General features: G+C 42.8%; 11 protein-coding genes and 1 pseudogene. 9 read left to right on the forward strand and 3 right to left on the reverse strand.

From position 1 onward, the window contains the following. Positions 1 to 66 precede the first annotated feature (66 nt). Together AAEZ02_RS19445 and AAEZ02_RS19450 are read left to right on the forward strand one after the other, a co-directional pair. A pseudogene (locus AAEZ02_RS19445) lies at positions 67 to 351 on the forward strand (choice-of-anchor H family protein); the annotation flags it as partial. 127 nt (positions 352 to 478) lie between these two features. Then, a complete protein-coding gene (locus AAEZ02_RS19450; protein ID WP_351124604.1) occupies positions 479 to 1,153 on the forward strand; it encodes a YiaD family glycine zipper/OmpA-like lipoprotein in 675 nt (224 codons plus the stop codon). Between the two features lie 230 nt (positions 1,154 to 1,383). Here AAEZ02_RS19450 and xseA read toward each other — a convergent pair whose 3' ends face one another. Next, a complete protein-coding gene (xseA, locus tag AAEZ02_RS19455; protein ID WP_335688477.1) occupies positions 1,384 to 2,712 on the reverse strand; it encodes an exodeoxyribonuclease VII large subunit in 1,329 nt (442 codons plus the stop codon). A gap of 118 nt (positions 2,713 to 2,830) precedes the next feature. On the opposite strand from xseA, the gene guaB reads away from it, so the two are divergent. The 3 genes from guaB to tadA all read left to right on the forward strand — a co-directional run bounded on the left by guaB (position 2,831) and on the right by tadA (position 6,663). Next, positions 2,831 to 4,303, forward strand: a complete 1,473-nt coding sequence (gene guaB, locus AAEZ02_RS19460) for an IMP dehydrogenase (protein WP_101032382.1) — start codon at positions 2,831 to 2,833, stop codon at positions 4,301 to 4,303. Between the two features lie 103 nt (positions 4,304 to 4,406). After that, complete coding sequence (guaA, locus tag AAEZ02_RS19465) at positions 4,407 to 5,984, forward strand: glutamine-hydrolyzing GMP synthase (RefSeq protein WP_124011975.1); 1,578 nt, start codon at positions 4,407 to 4,409, stop codon at positions 5,982 to 5,984. A gap of 190 nt (positions 5,985 to 6,174) precedes the next feature. Beyond that, entirely contained in the window at positions 6,175 to 6,663 is a 489-nt protein-coding gene (gene tadA, locus AAEZ02_RS19470; protein WP_351124616.1) for a tRNA adenosine(34) deaminase TadA, read from the forward strand. 305 nt (positions 6,664 to 6,968) lie between these two features. On the opposite strand, the gene mltF is transcribed toward tadA, so the two are convergent. Next, complete coding sequence (gene mltF / locus AAEZ02_RS19475) at positions 6,969 to 8,399, reverse strand: membrane-bound lytic murein transglycosylase MltF (RefSeq protein ID WP_351124607.1); 1,431 nt, start codon at positions 8,397 to 8,399, stop codon at positions 6,969 to 6,971. Positions 8,400 to 8,757: 358 nt separating this feature from the next. Between mltF and purL the strand changes: the two genes are divergently transcribed. The 4 genes from purL (at position 8,758) to cydX (ending at position 17,082) form a co-directional block, all read left to right on the forward strand. After that, the gene (gene purL, locus AAEZ02_RS19480; RefSeq protein ID WP_351124619.1) at positions 8,758 to 12,639 is read left to right on the forward strand and encodes a phosphoribosylformylglycinamidine synthase; all 3,882 of its coding nucleotides are present in this window, start codon (positions 8,758 to 8,760) and stop codon (positions 12,637 to 12,639) included. 1,603 nt (positions 12,640 to 14,242) lie between these two features. Continuing rightward, positions 14,243 to 15,799: a cytochrome ubiquinol oxidase subunit I gene (locus tag AAEZ02_RS19485; RefSeq protein ID WP_124011972.1), complete on the forward strand. Its 1,557-nt coding sequence runs from the start codon at positions 14,243 to 14,245 to the stop codon at positions 15,797 to 15,799. Between the two features lie 15 nt (positions 15,800 to 15,814). Continuing rightward, complete coding sequence (gene cydB, locus AAEZ02_RS19490) at positions 15,815 to 16,954, forward strand: cytochrome d ubiquinol oxidase subunit II (protein ID WP_351124610.1); 1,140 nt, start codon at positions 15,815 to 15,817, stop codon at positions 16,952 to 16,954. Between the two features lie 17 nt (positions 16,955 to 16,971). Beyond that, entirely contained in the window at positions 16,972 to 17,082 is a 111-nt protein-coding gene (gene cydX / locus AAEZ02_RS19495; RefSeq protein ID WP_101032376.1) for a cytochrome bd-I oxidase subunit CydX, read from the forward strand. Between the two features lie 401 nt (positions 17,083 to 17,483). Here cydX and AAEZ02_RS19500 read toward each other — a convergent pair whose 3' ends face one another. After that, entirely contained in the window at positions 17,484 to 19,490 is a 2,007-nt protein-coding gene (locus AAEZ02_RS19500) for a methyl-accepting chemotaxis protein (RefSeq protein ID WP_351124613.1), read from the reverse strand. Positions 19,491 to 19,605 lie beyond the last annotated feature (115 nt).

A 19,605-nucleotide genomic window follows, 5' to 3' on the forward strand; every position in this document is an offset into this window, starting at 1 on the left:
ATAAGACGCCACATCAGAAATATAATGAGTTAAAAAAAGCGGCTTAAAATCTCTCCAGAAATACTTGACCATTACAAAGTGCTTACGACATTGGCCAATGGTTATCAAACTGATCATTACGATGTATTGATCGATTTATATGAATTAGGTTATGCCGATCCTGTTGCGACAATCAGCAGTGATGAATCCAATGCACTATACGCTCTGCCACTTGAAAGCAGCGATCGTGATCTGGTTTATGTCGAAGAGGTGTATATCGAAACTGAACATTCAGGTGGGGCGTTGTCTTGGTTAAGTGTAGGCTTGCTTGCGGGATTTGCGAGATTGCGTCAACGTTCGATTAATAAATAATAACGTCAAGTTTAAGCTTATGTACGTTATGATAATTATATTATTACGTCATCTTTTTTTAATTTCATCATTTCTTGATTTTGGCAGTTTTTGCTTATTCATCAGGGATAAGTATTTAGGAGTGTGTATGTTAGTAAAGTTAAATGCATCATTGTTATGCAGTTCATTAATTGGTTCGGTGCTGTTGTTGTCAGGTTGCCAATTACCTAATCCTTATACAGGCGAATCAGAAAATTCTAAAGCCACTAATGGCGCCATGATTGGCGCCCTTTCAGGCGCTGTCATTGGTGTTCTGTCATCAAGCAAAAGCGACCGCGGTAAAGGTGCTTTGATTGGTGCAGCATCTGGTGCTGCCGTTGGTGGCGGTTTTGGATATTACATGGATGTGCAAGAAGCTGAGTTGCGTAAACAGTTAAAATCCACTGGCGTCAGTGTGACCCGCAACGGTGACACGATTGTACTGAATATGCCTAATGAAGTGACCTTTGGAGTTGATCAAACGGTATTAAGTGGACGGGCTAAATCAGTATTAAACAGTTTGGTATTAGTGGCAAAAGAATACGATGACACCCGCTTAAATGTGATTGGTTATACCGACAGCTCGGGTTCTGATTCTTACAATTTACGTTTATCACAAGTACGAGCAAGCGAAGTTGCGCAGTATCTTACCAGTCAAAAAGTCAGTGGCTCACGAGTGTCATCTACTGGCATGGGCGAATCAAGCCCGATCGCGAGTAATGCTTCCGAGCAAGGTCGCTCGCAAAATCGTCGCGTTGAAATTGTACTAACGCCAATGGGTTAATAACTATTAGTCAGTAGTCAGTCGATGAATAATAAGTATTCGGTTTATATCACTGAATACAAAAAGAGCACTAAGTGAGATAATCACTTAGTGCCCTTTTTTATGATTATGGCTGACGTTAGGCTGAACCGTGGTGCTATGTTTTGGCTTGCGATGGCTTGAGTTAGCAATTGACGTAGCGTAAGTCATCACCTCACTATTTGATAACCGTCACTTATCCCGAGTTGAGGTTATTTAACTACCGAGGCGATGTGACCTCGGGCAAGTTGGGTCTGAATTTCATCCCCAGATTTTACACTAGCGCCATCAAATAATACTTTGCCATTATTGTCTTTGGTAATCGAATACCCACGACTTAATGTGGCTAACGGACTCACGGTATCAAGCTGATGTGCGGTGTTAGACAGCTTTTGTTCTGATTGGGTCAATTTGTGCTGTATCGCATCCATTAAGCGTGTATTGAGGTATGACAATCGATTAGTTTCCAGCTTTAGGGTATTAATGGGTGAACGCTGCTGTAAGCGATTATGTAATTGCTGGTGGCGTAAGGTTAAGCGACTGAGTTTATGCTGTAAGGCGTTTTCTAGGCGCATTTGCATTTCGTCAAAACGTTGTTCAAATTGCTGCAGTTTGCGTTGAGGTTCATGGCGTTGCAGTTGATGTGATAGCTGAGTTAATCGTCCATACTGCTGCAATTGGTAATGTTTCATGCCCTGTTGTAAACGCGATAATAATAGCGCTAACTTTTCTGCCTTATTGCCTTTATCTTTTGATAATAGTTCAGCGCCAGCAGAGGGGGTCGGTGCGCGAACATCGGCAACATAATCGCTGATAGTGGTATCAATTTCGTGTCCTACAGCGCTGATGACCGGCAGTGCACTGTTGTATATTGCATGGGCAAGATCTTGGTGATTAAAACACCATAAATCTTCTAATGACCCTCCTCCACGAGCCAGTAACAACACATCGACTTCCATGCGTTGATTAGCGGTGACAATAGCTTGGCAAATTAATTGATAAGCTGCTGCGCCCTGTACCTGAGTGGGGTAAACAATCACTTCGATAGAGGGATCTCGACGTGCTAATACATGTAAAATATCCCGCAGTGCAGCCCCCGTTGCCGACGTAATAACACCAATACGTTGAATATTGTCTGGGATAGGGCGTTTAGTTTCTAATGCAAATAAGCCTTCAGCGGCTAATTTTAGCTTTAATGCTTCAAATTCTTGTGCCAGTAATCCATCACCCGCTGGCTGCATGGACTCAAGCAGTAATTGATAGTCGCCACGGGGCTCGTAAACACTGATAGCACCTTTAACCAATATTTGCTGGCCATTAATAGGTTTAAAGCGTACCGATTGATTACGGCCTTTAAACATCGCACAGCGAATTTGTGAATGAGCGTCTTTTAAGGTGAGGTACCAATGGCCAGAGCTGGGTGACGAAAAGTTTGATATTTCACCGTTTAACCATATTTTACCGACTTGACCTTCAAGAATATGCTTAACTTCGCTATTCAATTGCGACACGCTGTAAACATTGTTTTTTGTGGCACTCATGAATATTCTCATTCTAACGTTAATAAAAATCTATTTTCCATTTACCAACTGCAATATGCAAGGTATAATCTCGCCGCAATATTTACCTCAAATCCTACTTAACTAGGGAGATGTTGCCATGCTACGTTTACTGAAAGATGCACTCACTTTTGATGATGTTTTGTTAGTGCCTGCCCACTCGACCGTACTCCCAAATACCGCGGTTCTTAAAACTCGTTTAACGACTAAAATCGAATTAAATATTCCACTTGTGTCTGCGGCTATGGACACTGTGACTGAATCTCGCCTTGCTATCGCGATGGCGCAAGAAGGTGGTTTAGGGTTTATTCATAAAAACATGAGTATTGAGCAACAAGCCGAAGAAGTTCGTAAAGTTAAAAGTTATGAAGCCGGTATTGTTCAAGATCCCGTCACCGTCACGCCTACAACAAGCTTAACTAATTTACGTTTATTAACTGAACGTAATGGTTTTGCCGGTTACCCAGTGGTCAATGAAGCGCACGAACTTGTGGGTATTATTACTGGCCGTGATGTACGTTTTGTCACCGATTGGAGCAAAACCGTCGCCGACATGATGACCCCCAAAGATCGTTTGGTTACCGTGACTGAAGGCACTAAGTTAGATGAAGTGCAAAAATTAATGCATTCTCATCGTATTGAAAAAGTCTTAGTGGTAGACAACAATTTTAAACTCAAAGGCTTAGTCACCGTTAAAGATTTTGAAAAAGCTGAGCGCAAGCCAAACGCATGTAAAGACGAATTAGGTCGTTTACGTGTCGGTGCTGCGGTTGGTGCAGGCCCTGGTAATGAAGAGCGTGTCGATGCCCTCGTTAAAGCCGGTGTTGATGTGTTATTGATAGACTCATCACATGGTCACTCAGAAGGCGTATTACAACGTATTCGCGACACTCGAGCCAAATACCCTGATTTACAAATTGTCGGCGGCAACGTAGCAACAGCTTCAGGCGCACTAGCGTTAGTTGAAGCGGGTGTTAACGCGGTTAAAGTGGGTATCGGCCCTGGCTCAATTTGTACTACTCGTATTGTGACGGGTGTCGGCGTACCGCAAATTACCGCCGTATCAGATGCTGCAGAAGCAGTACTGGCATTAGGTATTCCAGTGATCGCAGATGGCGGCATTCGTTTCTCTGGTGACTTAGCTAAAGCATTAGCCGCGGGTGCATCATGCATCATGGCCGGTTCGATGTTTGCCGGTACTGATGAGGCGCCGGGTGAAACTGAACTTTACCAAGGCCGTGCTTACAAGTCTTACCGTGGCATGGGGTCACTTGGTGCAATGGGCCAGACCCAAGGTTCATCTGACCGTTACTTCCAAAGCGATAACGCTGCTGACAAATTAGTCCCTGAAGGTATTGAAGGTCGCGTACCGTACAAAGGTAAGTTGAAAGAAATTATCCATCAGCACATGGGCGGCTTACGCTCATGCATGGGCTTAACGGGTTGCGCCACCATTAAAGAGTTAAATGAAAAAGCACAGTTTGTGAAAGTGACGTCTGCAGGAATGGGTGAGTCGCATGTGCATGACGTAACCATTACCAAAGAAGCACCAAACTATCGTTCTGGTTCATAATTTCTGTGAGGGTAACAACTGTCGCCCTCCTGTTATTAACGTTAATTCGCCCACATCGATTTGATGTGGGGTATTACACTTAATCAATATGTAAAGGTTACCCATGAGTAATATTCATGATCATAAGATTCTAATCCTCGATTTTGGTTCTCAGTACACTCAGCTTATTGCGCGTCGTATCCGTGAAATTGGTGTGTATTGTGAGTTATGGGCCTGGGATGTGAGCGAAGCGCAAATTCGTGAGTTTGCCCCAAATGGTATTATTTTAGCGGGTGGTCCTGAAAGCGTCATTGCAGATAATTCACCTCGCGCCCCTGAATATGTATTTACTGCAGGTGTACCGGTATTAGGTATTTGTTACGGCATGCAAACTATGTCAGAACAGCTTGGTGGTAAAGTGATTAAAGGTATTGGTGAAGGCGAGTTTGGCTATGCCCAAATTGAGCTGCAAACCACATCAACTTTATTTAAAAGTATTGAAGATGCCGTCAGTGCTGAAGGCAAGCCATTACTTGATGTGTGGATGAGTCATGGTGACAAAGTGTCGGTGATCCCAGAAGGGTTTGTCACAGTTGCGACCACGGCAACATGTCCTTTTGCTGCTATGGCCAATGAAGAGAAAGGTTTTTACGGTGTGCAGTTCCACCCTGAAGTCACTCATACTCGCCAAGGCCAACGCATGCTAGAGCATTTCGCTTTAGACATTTGTGGTTGTAAAGCCAATTGGAAACCCTCATCAATTATTGAAGATGCTATTGAGCGTTTAAAAAAGCAAATTGGTGATGATGAAGTTATTCTTGGTCTGTCTGGCGGCGTAGATTCATCGGTTGTGGCTATGTTGCTTCACCGCGCTATTGGCGACAAGCTAACGTGTGTGTTTGTTGATAACGGCTTATTACGGTTAAATGAAGCTGACCAAGTATTAGACATGTTTGGCGATCACTTTGGGCTTAATATTGTTCATATAGATGCTGAAAATCGTTTCTTAGATGCGATGGCCGGCGAAGCAGATCCTGAAGCTAAGCGTAAAATTATTGGTCGGGTGTTTGTTGAAATCTTCGACGAAGAATCAAAGAAATGCGCTAATGCTAAATGGTTAGCACAAGGCACTATTTACCCTGACGTGATTGAATCAGCGGGCAGTGCAACCGGTAAAGCGCATGTGATTAAGTCGCACCACAATGTGGGCGGATTACCAGATGATATGAAGATGGGCTTAGTTGAACCATTACGTGAATTATTTAAAGATGAAGTGCGTAAAATTGGTTTAGAGTTAGGCCTGCCTTATAATATGCTTTATCGCCATCCATTCCCTGGGCCTGGTTTAGGCGTGCGCGTATTGGGTGAAGTGAAAAAAGAGTATTGTGATTTATTGCGCAGTGCAGATGCCATCTTCATTGAAGAATTGCATAAAGCAGATTTATATAACAAAGTCAGTCAAGCTTTTACTGTATTTTTACCGGTTCGTTCTGTTGGCGTAATGGGTGATTGCCGGAAATATGATTGGGTTGTATCGCTTCGCGCCGTGGAAACCATAGACTTTATGACCGCGCATTGGGCACATTTACCCTATGATTTCTTAGGCCATGTTTCAAACCGAATTATCAATGAAGTCGACGGTATTTCACGCGTTGTTTATGATATTTCAGGTAAGCCACCTGCTACAATTGAATGGGAATAACCCAGTAGGGTTACACCTAGTTTGAAGTAAAAAAAGACGCTGCGGCGTCTTTTTTATTTGCTAGAATAGCCGCGTATGACAATTACCTAGGTTTTATAGAGTGACAGATACCCCAAAAAAACACGTTTCCAGCGATACTTGCCCACTTTCTAATGCGCACAATGAGAAATCGAATCAGCTTCAGCGCGCCATTGATGAAAAGTGGATGCGTTTAGCGATGCAACTTGCCGAGCAAGCTGAGCGAGAAGGCGAAGTACCTGTTGGTGCCGTGTTGGTTAAAGACGATGTGTTAATTGCCAGTGGCTGTAATTTAAGTATTGTAAATCATGATCCAACGGCTCATGCCGAGATGGAATGTATTCGCCAAGCAGGCAAGGTGTTAGAGAACTATCGTATGCTCGACACCACTTTATATGTCACGTTAGAGCCTTGTACTATGTGTGCAGGTGCGATGATCCACAGTCGAATTGCGCGGATAGTCTATGGTGCAGATGATTTAAAAACGGGTGCAGCAGGTAGCGTGATCGATTTATTAGCACATCCAGCCTTTAATCATCAACTTGAAGTCACTTCTGGCGTGCTAGCAGATCAATGTGCGCAGCAATTAAGTGCGTTTTTTAAGCGCCGCCGTGCAGAAAAAAAAGCACTCAAACAGTTAGTGAGAAAGTCGACTGATTGAGTGGCATGCTTTTATGGGGCTAATATGGCATTATTCTTCAATTTGTGTCAGTAAAAAATGGGCGCGAATGCGATTTCGAATGCGGTTTTTGTGTACTTTAAGCATGACTCGACGACGTGACATGGTATTGCTTATAGCTCTTCTTCTCATAACCGTGATCCCTTAATATTGGCTAACTTCACCGAGGTACTGATAAATAACACATTTTAGCAGTATGCTTTCTAACGATATATTCTGCTTATAATACCCTATATTAGTGACGATTATCCGTCAGGATTATGACGAAAAACGGTTGCGCACATTTATCAGTCTGCCGATACATGAACATCGGTTGAGATTTCTTCTGCAATGACGTTAATTTGTTCAGTATCTTCAATAACCTCTAACTTTTTAGTTTGATTATCGACCCAGACTAAGGTGTCATAATAGCGACGGATACTGTCGACATAATGAACCGCTTCACTGCCGCGAGCATAGCCATAGCGCGTCTGCTTGTAATATTTAGATTGTTGTAGCAAAGGTAATACTTTTTTGACATCACGCCATGCACTGGGATCCATTCCCATTGACTCTGTTAATCGCCGCGCATCTTCAACATGGCCTAAACCGATATTATAAGAAGCCATTGCGAACCAAATTCGTTGAGCCTCAGGAATAGTGTCTGGCAATCTCTCTATCATATCTTTTAAATAAAATGCGCCACCACGTATGCTTTGCTCTGCATCTAAGCGATCATCAACACCGACATAAGCGGCTGTAGGTTGGGTCAGCATCATCATACCTCTAACCCCCGTAGGAGAACGAGCTCTAGGGTTCCAGTGTGATTCTTGATAACTGGCAGCCGCTAATTTACGCCAATCTAACTCGCCGGAATACTGTTCGAAAAAACTGCGGTATTCGGGGAGAATATTGTCAATTGCGCGGATAAAAGCGCGAGTATCGACATAGTCAAAACGTTTTACATGGCCAAAATATTTTTCGTTTAAGTGCTCAAGCGTACCCGCACGTCTTTCTTTATGCCAAAAAGCCAGTAACTGACTCATTAAACGATCGCTGTTTTTAGGCGGCAATAGCCACACCACTTCGACTTTTTCTTCTAAAATCATTCCTGCGCGTAATTCGGGTAAAAATCGCTGGTTGATCAATAAACTATTTGAATCTGAAATGGTGTAGTTCAGTTCACCGTTGGCAATTAATGCAAACAGCTCTTCATTATCTTTGTTGTTGACTTGGTTCCACATCAACTCCGGATAGTCTTTCTGCAGTTTGGTTAAGGTATTGACTGAAGATGAGTTAGCCATGACGGTAATTTCACCCGACAGAGTGCTAATGTCCTTAGGCTCCGGGGTGCCTTCCTTATAAACCAATACTTGATTGACTTTATATAAGCTAGGTCCGAGTTTAAATTGTTGACCGCGGTTTGGGGTTTTAGCAATACCAGCAGCGATAATATCAATTTTATTTTCTTTTAATGCGGCAAATAATTGTTTGCGATTGGTGTACGGGATCATCTTTAGGGGGAGGGCTAAATAATCAGCAAAACGCTGCGCCATTTCAAAATCGAATCCGCTTTCACCCAGTTCTGAATTAAGATAAATCTGTGGGCCATAGAGTGTCCCTACCTTTAATACGGTACGCTTAGGTGCAGGTGCTGCAATATCAACTTTATGAATATCAACAGGTTGACAGGCAGATAGTATCCCGCAAAGTAAAATGATGAGTAAGGTTTTGATCATATTTATTAATTGGTTATCTTAAGTTGTTTCGTTAATGTCACGAGAGTAATACGTAAGAAACAAATGTAATACCGATTGAATAGCCTTTAAATATGTAGGGGAGATAGCGTCTTTTTTGCTTACTTTATCAGGTGTTTTCCTAAACGCCTATAGTTGAGCAAATAAGCAGCATTTGGTGGTTGTTTTTTGTTAAAAGGTAAAGTGTTTATGTTATTCATTTTAGCATTACTTGAATGGGATATTTTCCCTATCAGGAAACACTGTTTTCACCGGTGCTTAAAGGTGATTTGTAGTGTGCAATTCCCTATAATAGCGCCAATTCTGACCCTGCTATTATATTATAAGGTGAATAGACGTGATTGAGATCATTCGCGGAGCCCCAGCACTATCTGCATTTAGAGTTCAAAAACTCATGGAGGCGTGCCAAACTGCAGCGCTTCCAGTATCTCAAATTTATGCTGAATATGTTCATTTAGCCAATTTGAGTGAACCACTAGATGAAAATGAGCGTCTACAGTTAGAAACCATTCTTACCTACGGGCCGGCAATTGAGTCCCATGCTCCACAAGGTACCCTGTTATTTGTTACTCCCCGTCCTGGTACTATTTCTCCTTGGTCATCTAAAGCAACCGATATTGCCCATAATTGTGGTTTAGGCAAAGTTAACCGTCTTGAGCGTGGTATTGCTTATTATGTTGAATCACCAACGTTAACCCTAGAGCAACAAAAACAGCTGCAAGGCTTATTGCATGACCGCATGGTTGAAGTCATGCTGCCTGCGTTTGAAGCCGCAGAAGTGTTATTTTCCCATACACAACCGGCAAAATTTAGCAGTGTCAATATTCTTGCTGAAGGCCGCCGCGCACTTGTAGAGGCAAACATTAACTTAGGCCTGGCACTAGCTGATGATGAAATTGACTATTTAATTGAAAATTTTGTTCGGTTAAAGCGTAACCCGAATGACATCGAATTAATGATGTTTGCTCAAGCAAACTCAGAACATTGTCGTCATAAAATTTTTAATGCTGATTGGACCATCGATGGCGAAGTACAGCCAAAATCCTTGTTCAAAATGATTAAGAACACCTTTGAAGTGACCCCAGATTATGTATTATCAGCCTACAAAGATAATGCCGCGGTGATGACGGGTTCGGTTGCGGGTCGTTTTTTCCCTGATCCCGATGGTGTTTACAACTATCACACTGAACCAATGCATATATTGATGAAAGTTGAAACTCACAATCATCCGACTGCCATTAGTCCATATCCAGGTGCTGCCACCGGTTCAGGTGGTGAAATCCGCGATGAAGGCGCTACCGGCCGAGGCTCTAAACCTAAAGCAGGCTTATCCGGATTTACGGTATCTAACTTAAAAATCCCTGGGTTTGTGCACCCATGGGAAGGGGATTACGGTAAGCCAGATCGAATCGTCACCCCACTTGAAATTATGCTTGAAGGCCCACTAGGTGGCGCGGCATTTAATAATGAATTTGGTCGTCCTGCTATTAACGGTTATTTCCGTACTTACGAGCAATTAGTCTCTAGCCACAATGGGGTTGAAGTGCGCGGTTATCACAAGCCGATTATGATTGCCGGTGGCTTAGGTAATATTCGTGAAGAACATGTTCAAAAGGGCGAAATCACCATTGGCGCTAAGCTAATTGTGCTTGGCGGACCAGCAATGAACATAGGTTTAGGTGGCGGCGCTGCATCTTCTATGGCATCAGGTCAGTCTAACGAAGATTTAGATTTTGCTTCTGTACAACGTGAAAATCCAGAAATGGAGCGTCGTTGTCAGGAAGTGATTGATCGTTGCTGGCAGTTAGGTGACACCAACCCGATTCAATTTATTCACGACGTGGGCGCGGGTGGATTATCAAATGCGTTCCCTGAGTTAGTTAATGACGCCGATCGCGGCGGGGTATTCAATTTACGTAATGTTCCCTCTGACGAACCAGGCATGAGCCCGCTTGAAATTTGGTGTAATGAATCACAAGAGCGTTATGTATTATCGGTCGCGCCAGAGAACTTACAACAGTTTGCTGATATTTGTGCCCGTGAACGTGCTCCATTTGCGGTAGTTGGTGAAGCGACTGCAGAGATGCATTTAACGCTTGCCGACAGTCACTTTAACAACAAGCCGATTGATTTACCGCTTGAAGTGTTATTAGGTAAAGCGCCTAAAATGAGCCGTGATGTAGTGTCTACAAAAGCAATATCACCTGCGTTAGATCAAACTAAGATTGAGCTAAAAGACGCGGTTAAGCGCATTTTAACCTTGCCAACCGTTGCAGATAAAACCTTCCTTATCACCATCGGTGACCGCTCTGTGACAGGCTTAGTTAACCGCGACCAAATGGTTGGCCCATGGCAAGTGCCCGTTGCCGATTGCGCGGTAACGGCATCAAGTTATGACAGTTACTGCGGCGAAGCGATGTCGATGGGTGAGCGTACGCCACTAGCCTTACTCGACTTTGACGCCTCTGCCCGTATGGCCGTTGCCGAATCGATTATGAACATTGCCGGTACTGATATCGGCTCGTTCAAGCGCATTAAGCTTTCAGCTAATTGGATGTCGCCAGCGGGTCATCCAGGCGAAGATGCGGGTTTATACCAAGCGGTTAAAGCGATTGGTGAAGACCTTTGTCCCGAACTCGGTATTACGATTCCTGTCGGTAAAGACTCTATGTCAATGAAAACCGCATGGGAAGATAATGGTACTCACAAATCCGTCACATCACCTATGTCGTTAGTCATCACCGCTTTTGGTGTGGTGCAAGACATTCGTAAAACGGTAACGCCACAGCTTTGTAGTGATAAAGGTGACAGTGCATTATTAATGCTCGACTTAAGCAATGGCCAAAACCGTCTAGGGGGTTCTTGTTTAGCACAGGTTTATAGTGAGTTAGGCGATATTGCACCCACATTAGATAAAACGGCTAACTTAGCGGGCTTCTTTGAAGTGATGCAGCAATTAGTAGCTGAGCAAGCTGTGATGGCTTATCACGATCGTAGTGATGGCGGCTTATTTACCACCTTAGTGGAAATGGCATTTACGGGTAATACCGGCTTAGTAATTGATTTAGCCAGCTTGAATGGTACTGATTTAGAACGTTTATTTAACGAAGAACTTGGTGCCGTTATTCAAGTCAGCGCCACTGATGCCAAAGCCATTGCCGCGCAATTTGAAGCTAAAGGCGTAACGTGTCATCACATTGGTGGCCTACAAGCGGCAGACAAGATTAGCATTCACGATGGTGAGCGAGTGATATTTGCTGATAGCCGTACGGCGCTGCGTACCTTGTGGTCAGAAACCACCTACCGCATGCAAGCGCTACGTGACAACCCAGAATGCGCCCGTGAAGAGTATGAACTTAAACAACAAGCTGATGCGCCAGGATTAACGGTTAAATTAGGCTTTAATCCTAGTGAAGATGTTGCTGCACCTTATATTCTTAAAGGCGCTGCCCCTAAAATGGCTATTTTACGTGAGCAGGGTGTTAACTCTCATGTTGAAATGGCAGCCGCTTTTGACCGTGCCGGTTTTGAGACGCGTGACGTGCATATGTCAGACATCTTATCTGGGCGTATTAGCCTTGAAGAGTTCCAAGGCCTTGTGGCTTGTGGTGGGTTCTCTTATGGTGACGTGTTAGGTGCTGGTGAAGGTTGGGCAAAATCAATTTTGTTCAATGATCGCGCTCGTGATGAGTTTAGTCGTTTCTTCGAGCGTGACTCAAGCATTGCCCTTGGTGTGTGTAATGGTTGTCAGATGTTATCTAACTTGAAAGAAATCATTCCAGGCAGTGAACATTGGCCGCGTTTTGTACGTAACCGCTCGGAGCGTTTTGAAGCACGATTCAGTTTGGTTGAAGTGCAACAAAATCCATCGGTATTTTTTGATGGCATGGTAGGTTCTCGTATGCCTATCGCGGTATCCCATGGTGAAGGCTTAGTTGAATTTGCTAATGCCCAAGCGTTAGCCAATGCTGAAGCATCGGGCACTATTGCATTACGTTACGTTGATGGTCATGGTCAAATTGCCACTCAGTACCCAGAAAATCCCAATGGTTCAGCCAATGGCTTAACCGGTATTTGTACTACTGATGGCCGTGTGACGATTATGATGCCGCACCCTGAACGCGTGTTTAGAACCGTTGCCAACTCATGGCACCCTGATAACTGGGGTGAAGACAGCCCGTGGATGCGCATGTTCCGTAATGCTCGAGCGAAAATTGGTTAAGCAGTAGTGATTATTATACTCATCATATTAAGCTCATGAACTCTTTCACTCGAAAGCGCTGATAGGTAAAATGTGGGGATCAAGGGTATAGGAATAGAGCGCCTGCGGCTGCTAGGACGACCTGCGGTCTTCAAGGACGCTACGCTTCTAGGTTCTAGGGCGGACTTCGTCCTGCTAGGAAACGATAACAAGCGATAACAAGCGAACGCTGCGCTCACGGATAGAGCGGTCTAGGGTCGCTTCGCTGCTAGGGTCTAGGAATAGAGCGCCTGCTGCTAGGACGACCTGCGGCCTTCGAGGACGCTACGCTTCTAGATCCTAGGACCTAAAACCTAGGGCCTAAAACCTAAAACCTAGAAGGAGCGAAGCACCGCCCTCTGGCGAGCTTGCGAGTTCCTAGAATCTATCAGTCGCGAAGCGACGCTCTCGGTAAGGCGTCACCATTCTCTTCAATCACTGCCTGTTTCAGTTATCCTACGGGAGCGCTGAAACGAGCATATTGAAGTGGTTTGGGTATACAACGCAGGATCAGTTACCGCAAGTCATGATGTTTTCAAGCAGATTATTTGCCTAGTCAACGCTACTCCCACTGCGATCTTCGACAATGAGCCTCTCTGATTTTAGCCAATAATAACCCCATCACAAGGATGGGGTTAATAAGCTGCTGTTGCCAAGGTGGCTAAAAAAACAACTTCAACGAGCAGATAATATTTTGCGCTAACAAAACATCAAATCAAATAGTTAAGCTTATTTCATTTCATGAGCCGTATACATTTCAACAAAAACACGTTTGTATAACTTGGCAATATGTTGGTAAAACTGAGTCATAGCACATTCTCTTTAGGTTAGGTCACTGGAATTAAGACGACGACCCATCGTACAACCACGTTCGTTTTCTTAACTGTGTCTAAATTATACAGTTGCTCAAATTTTCTCTCAAACTAATAAAAATTATATTTGTCATTAGTTAATCTAATCAATATATTTTAAGTTATTTTTTTATGTTAACTTTATTTTGTATAAAGCCATGTTAATTATAATTATTTTTATTTTTACTATTATTATCAATATTAAATTATTTGACTCAATATTAGATAATTGTTAATTTAATCACTTTAATTAACAATGCGAATGAGTGATGAATTTTATCATGGTATCCATAAACGCATTTTACATTCCTAGCAATTAAGCGGTTTTTGTCAATATCTCAAATAGAGGAGAGGAATAGATGCGTTAATATCATCAAATTTAATGCGGCAATTTTGTTTAAAAGTGTGATCAATCTGACAAAAAAAGGATTAAAAATAAGAGTGGTATTTTCGCTAACGGACTGATTTTTTAAGTCAAAAAAATATTCATGCAAAAAATCTTATGTTTGTCACATTATTGAGTAAAAAAGATGATCAATCTAAAGCCTATGGCGTAAGATAAAGGGCGTTAAAGATTGGGCTTGAAAACATAGGCAAACAGGTTAATTTATCATTTTGAACACTTTGGTGAGTTGTCTACTGCTTCAATAATACCGTTTTCAGGTATACATCATCATTATGGCAGCCGGGTGTTGCTGTGTCGTATTTGGTCGTACTGAAGTAAGGAGTCGCCAATGATTATCGAAGAGGTCGTTGAGCTATCGCGTTATCAATTTGCGTTTACAGCCATGTATCATTTTCTATTTGTTCCACTCACTCTAGGTTTAGCCTTTATCCTTGCCATTATGGAATCACTGTATGTGATGACCAATAAGCAAGTCTATAAAGACATGACTAAATTTTGGGGAAAATTGTTTGGGATTAACTTTGCAATAGGTGTGACGACGGGGCTCGCAATGGAGTTCCAGTTTGGCACAAACTGGTCATATTATTCTCATTATGTCGGGGATATCTTTGGTGCCCCACTTGCCATTGAAGGTTTAATGGCATTCTTCCTTGAGTCGACGTTAGTCGGGATGTTCTTTTTTGGTTGGGATCGTTTCAGCAAGCGCCAACATTTAGCAGTCACTTGGCTCGTTGCCATCGCCTCTAATATGTCAGCCTTATGGATATTGATCGCCAATGGTTGGATGCAAAACCCTGTGGGTTCGGTGTTTAATTATGAAACCATGCGAATGGAAATGACCGATTTTGCCGCTCTGGTGTTTAACCCTGTTGCACAAGTTAAGTTTGTCCACACTGTCGCATCTGGTTATGTTGCCGGTGCCATGTTTGTGTTATCTATTAGCGCATACTACATATTGAAAGGCCGTGATTTACCTTTTGCTCGTCGCTCATTTGCTATTGCAGCAAGCTTTGGTATGGCATCTATTTTATCGGTCATCGTGTTAGGCGATGAGTCAGGCTATGAAGTGGGTGAAGTACAGCGGGTAAAATTGGCAGCGATTGAAGCTGAGTGGGAAACTGAGCCTGCACCAGCAGCCTTTACCTTGGTAGGATTGCCTAATCAAGAGACCATGGAAACCGATTACGCCATTAAAATCCCCTATGCGATGGGTATTATTGCCACTCGCTCTTTAGATACAGAAGTGACGGGTATTAAGGAGCTTGTAAGCGATCACGAAGTGCGTATTCGTAACGGTATGGTGGCGTATGCACTGCTTGAAAAACTACGTGCAGGCGATAAATCGGCAGAGGTTAGAGCGCAATTTGAAGCAACTAAAGTTGATTTAGGTTATGGCTTCTTGCTTAAGCGTTATACCGATAAAGTGGTTGATGCTACCGAAGAGCAAATTATAGCAGCGTCTTATGACTCTATTCCTACTGTGGCGCCGATGTTTTGGACCTTCCGTATCATGGTTGGCGCTGGGGTGATTATGTTATTAGTGTTTGCTGCCGCCTTCTGGCAAAGCACTCGTCACCAAATTGCCGAGAAAAAATGGCTACTGCGTGCTGCGCTTTACAGTTTGCCACTTCCTTGGGTTGCCATTGAATGTGGTTGGTTTGTGTCAGAATTTGGTCGTCAACCTTGGACCATTTCTGAAGTACTACCCACCTTTATGTCGGCGTCAAGTTTAACGACGACGGATCTGTGGTTTAGTATTATTTCAATTACGGTGTTCTATACCATTCTGTTGGTGATAGAAGCTTACTTGATGTTTAAGTTTGCTCGCCTTGGCCCAAGCAGCTTAAAAACTGGTCGTTACCATTTCGAAACCCAAGATGCTTAAGCGGAGGACCTGATTATGTTTGATTATGAAGTATTAAGATTTGTCTGGTGGGCACTAATTGGCGTGCTACTTGTTGGTTTTGCTGTCACCGATGGATTTGACATGGGCGTGGGCATGTTATTACCGATTATTGGTAAAGACGATACCGATCGCCGTCTTATGATTAACACCATCGCGCCACATTGGGACGGTAACCAAGTATGGTTAGTAACCGCGGCTGGTGCCTTGTTTGCTGCTTGGCCTATGGTTTACGCAGTATCGTTTTCGGGCTTTTATGTGGCAATGATGCTAGTGCTTTTTGCATTATTTTTGCGCCCAGTCGGCTTTGATTATCGCTCTAAAATTGAAGACCCAAGATGGCGCAAGTCTTGGGACAGGGCATTATTTGTCGGCAGTTTTGTGCCACCGTTAATCATTGGCGTGGCATTTGGTAACTTGCTTCAAGGTGTGCCATTTAACTTTGATGAATATTTACGTGCCACTTATCATGGCGGTTTCTTTGGTTTATTAAATCCGTTTGGTTTATTAGCCGGTCTTATCAGTGTATCGATGTTTGTGATGCAAGGGGCTTCATGGTTACAAATGAAGACTGAAGGCGAATTAAGAGTCCGCAGTGTTAAGGTATCGCAAGTTTGTGGTGGTCTATTATTTGTCCTATTTGCTGCCGCAGGCGTTTGGTTAATTAACGGTATTGATGGATATGTGCTTACCTCAGCACTTGATCTTGCTGGTCCGTCCAACCCTGCCACCAAAACGGTTGCGATTGAAGCGGGTGCTTGGTTAACTAACTATGATAAATATCCTCTTACGATGTTGTTTCCGGTATTAGGCTTGCTAATGCCAATATTAGTGATTTTAGCCAGTCACTTCAATCGCAGTGGATTTGCGTTCTTGTTTAGTTCGCTTGCTGTGGCTTGTGTGATTTTTACTTGTGGTGCTGCGATGTTCCCATTTGTTATGCCTTCATCATTAGAGCCTAATGTCAGCTTAACCATGTGGGATGCTACCGCCAGTCAAATGTCACTTAAAGTGATGACAGTTGCCGCTATTATCTTCGTACCGACAGTATTAAGTTATACTATTTGGACTTATTACAAGATGTTCGGCCGCTTAAATCGTGAGTTTATTGAAAACAATAAAAACTCACTTTACTAAATTAAGGAGCAACGTCTATGTGGTATTTTGCGTGGATTTTAGGGGTGTTGTTAGCGTGTGCATTCGGTATTATCAATGCGTTATGGCTTGAAAATACTGAAAATATGGATCGTAATAACGAACTCTAAAGTTATATCGTTCGATAAAAAAACCGCTTTAGTTATAAAGCGGTTTTTTATTGGGCGTAAAACTAAAACTAAAACTCAACGTAGATAGACTGTTGATGGGCCACTATGGTTAACACATGCCTAGGCTTTACCATGAGATAGCCAGAGTCATTCCTGTTATCAATGACAGTTTGGTCGTCAATAATGTGTCTATAGCAAGTCAGTTAAGCGATGATAGCGGGGGAAAGGGCTGGAGAATAAACGGGATGAGAGATAAATAAACGCCGTTGAATGACTCAGAGTTCAAGTCTGTAATCTCATACTTGAACTCTGATCATATAACATGACGATTTTATGCGTCAGTAGCGCGCCTATAGCAAGTCAATATGTGCAAATGGCTGTATTTTATTAATTTACGATCCCTAATTGAGATTAAATACAGCTATCTGTTGTTTAATACTGACCGCAAGCGCGGTTAATTGCTCTGCATCACTCACCGCTTTTGTGGCTCGTTCATCACTATTTTGTGCCAGCGTAGCGATAGTATGTAAGTTGTGAGACACCTCATCTGCCACTGTGCTTTGCTGTTTGGTGGCACTGGCTATACTGGATGAAAATATCGCCATTTCGCCGATATTCTGATTAATCTGACTGAGTTGGTTATTAACAGTATTAGCTTGTTCAGCTGACGATGCCCCCAATTGCTGGCATTGGTTCATTTGTGTGGCGGTGTATTTTACTTGTTGTTGTAATGTGCTGATAGTCGAGCTTATTTCACTAATTGAACGCTGCGTTCTTTGTGCCAGTGAGCGTACTTCATCAGCAACAACCGCAAAACCACGGCCTTGTTCACCCGCTCTGGCGGCTTCAATCGCGGCATTCAAGGCGAGTAAGTTGGTTTGTTCTGCAATACCATTAATGACCTCTGTCACTAGACTAATAGCTTGGCTCTCATTGCTGACACTTTCAATATTTTTTTGACTTTGAATGAGTTGCTCACTCAAGGATTGAAGCGCTGTAACCTCTTGGGTTAACTGAGCATGTCCTTGAGCGGATGCGCTATCAATTTCTTGCGCTTGTTGGGCTCCTTGACTGGCATTTTGTGCCACATCTTTAATCGAAGAAGACATTTCTTCGATAGCGGTCGCAATTTGCTCTGTTTGGTTTAACAGTGCCTTTGCCTCATTACCATTCAATTTTGACGTTTCTTGACTAAGGTTTGCTTGGGTTTCTAAGCTGATGACAGACTGTTTTAATAACTCAATTAATTCAGCTAAATTAGCCGCCATTTTGGTGACACTTATAGTGATGTGGTCAACTTCATTGCGACTGTCTTCGGGGCATTGGACAAAACTTTGCGAAAGATCGCCTTGGCCTAATTTAGCGATTTGGCCCTGTAGGAGCTTTAATGGCTTCATGGCACGATTAATCACAGTAAACAATAAAATGGAAATAAACACTATCCCAAGTAACGCCAATATTGCGTTGGTTTTTAACATTGCTACGCTTTCATTACTTAATTGTTTTTCGGGAACAAAACCGACCAAAGTCCAATTCCAACCGGGAATATTGACTGAATGAGAATACATCTGTTGATCAGACAATGAGGTGTAAACCCAGCTGCCTCTATCCGTAAGGGCCTTTTCAAGTGATAGACCATCAAACAATGCTTCATCAAAAGGCGCTTGGGTGTTTAATTCACGATGAGAGATCACGTAATTATCGGCATTACGGATAATGGCATAAGAGCCTGATTCTTCAAGTGTCAGCTGTTTAAGCGAGCTTTGAATTTGTTCAACCGATTGGGTGATATCAAAACCGATAAAAAGGATAGCGTTGACTTTACCGCTTTCATCTTTTAACGGACGATAAATGGTCATGTAGTCTTTGCCAAAAAGCTTGGCATAACCTTCAAATTCTTCACCGTTAATCAACCCCTGATAACCTGGGTGATTGACACCCAAATAAGTGCCTAATGCACGGTTACCGTCTGTTTTTTTCAGCGATGTTGACACGCGAACAAAATCATCATTATCGCGAGCAAATATCGTGGCAACTCCGCCGGTAAGTTGTGAAAAACGATCGACGTTATTGTTTGAATTATTAACTTGCTCATTATCATGGACCAGTACAGGAGTCTTAACCCCTAACACTTCAACGCTGCGATCTTCTATTGAGAATGTTCCTGGATATAAGGTGCGAAGAATATCGGCATTTCGTCTGGCTAAGGACTGCATACTGTTGTACTGCAGTTCAATTAAATGAGCATTACTCTGCATTTGCGACTTGATGGCTTGAATCGCTTTGTCATGTAATACAGTGGTTGCCGATAGATAGGAAAACCAAGACATGGCGCTAAAGATAATGATAGATAACAATATGACAAGAGAGGCTATTTGTTTTGATATAGGCCAGTTTTTATAATTCATATACTCTTTCTTATAATTATATTGATGATTAATCTAGAATATACCCGTGATCATTGAAAATGCTTGATTTTGTCCCAAATGGGATCATCATAGCCCTATGAAACAAATTACACTC

Source organism: Shewanella sp. T24-MNA-CIBAN-0130, from assembly GCF_040310185.1.
Lineage (GTDB): Bacteria > Pseudomonadota > Gammaproteobacteria > Enterobacterales > Shewanellaceae > Shewanella > Shewanella psychromarinicola.

Excerpts from the sequence above, each read along its gene's own strand:
- AAEZ02_RS19500 (WP_351124613.1), bottom strand. The coding sequence starts at position 19,490 with ATGAATTATAAAAACTGGCCTATATCAAAACAAATAGCCTCTCTTGTC.
- AAEZ02_RS19485 (WP_124011972.1), top strand. The coding sequence starts at position 14,243 with ATGATTATCGAAGAGGTCGTTGAGCTATCGCGTTATCAATTTGCGTTT.
- cydX (WP_101032376.1), top strand. The coding sequence starts at position 16,972 with ATGTGGTATTTTGCGTGGATTTTAGGGGTGTTGTTAGCGTGTGCATTC.
- cydB (WP_351124610.1), top strand. The coding sequence starts at position 15,815 with ATGTTTGATTATGAAGTATTAAGATTTGTCTGGTGGGCACTAATTGGC.
- AAEZ02_RS19450 (WP_351124604.1), top strand. The coding sequence starts at position 479 with ATGTTAGTAAAGTTAAATGCATCATTGTTATGCAGTTCATTAATTGGT.
- xseA (WP_335688477.1), bottom strand. The coding sequence starts at position 2,712 with ATGAGTGCCACAAAAAACAATGTTTACAGCGTGTCGCAATTGAATAGC.
- guaA (WP_124011975.1), top strand. The coding sequence starts at position 4,407 with ATGAGTAATATTCATGATCATAAGATTCTAATCCTCGATTTTGGTTCT.
- guaB (WP_101032382.1), top strand. The coding sequence starts at position 2,831 with ATGCTACGTTTACTGAAAGATGCACTCACTTTTGATGATGTTTTGTTA.
- mltF (WP_351124607.1), bottom strand. The coding sequence starts at position 8,399 with ATGATCAAAACCTTACTCATCATTTTACTTTGCGGGATACTATCTGCC.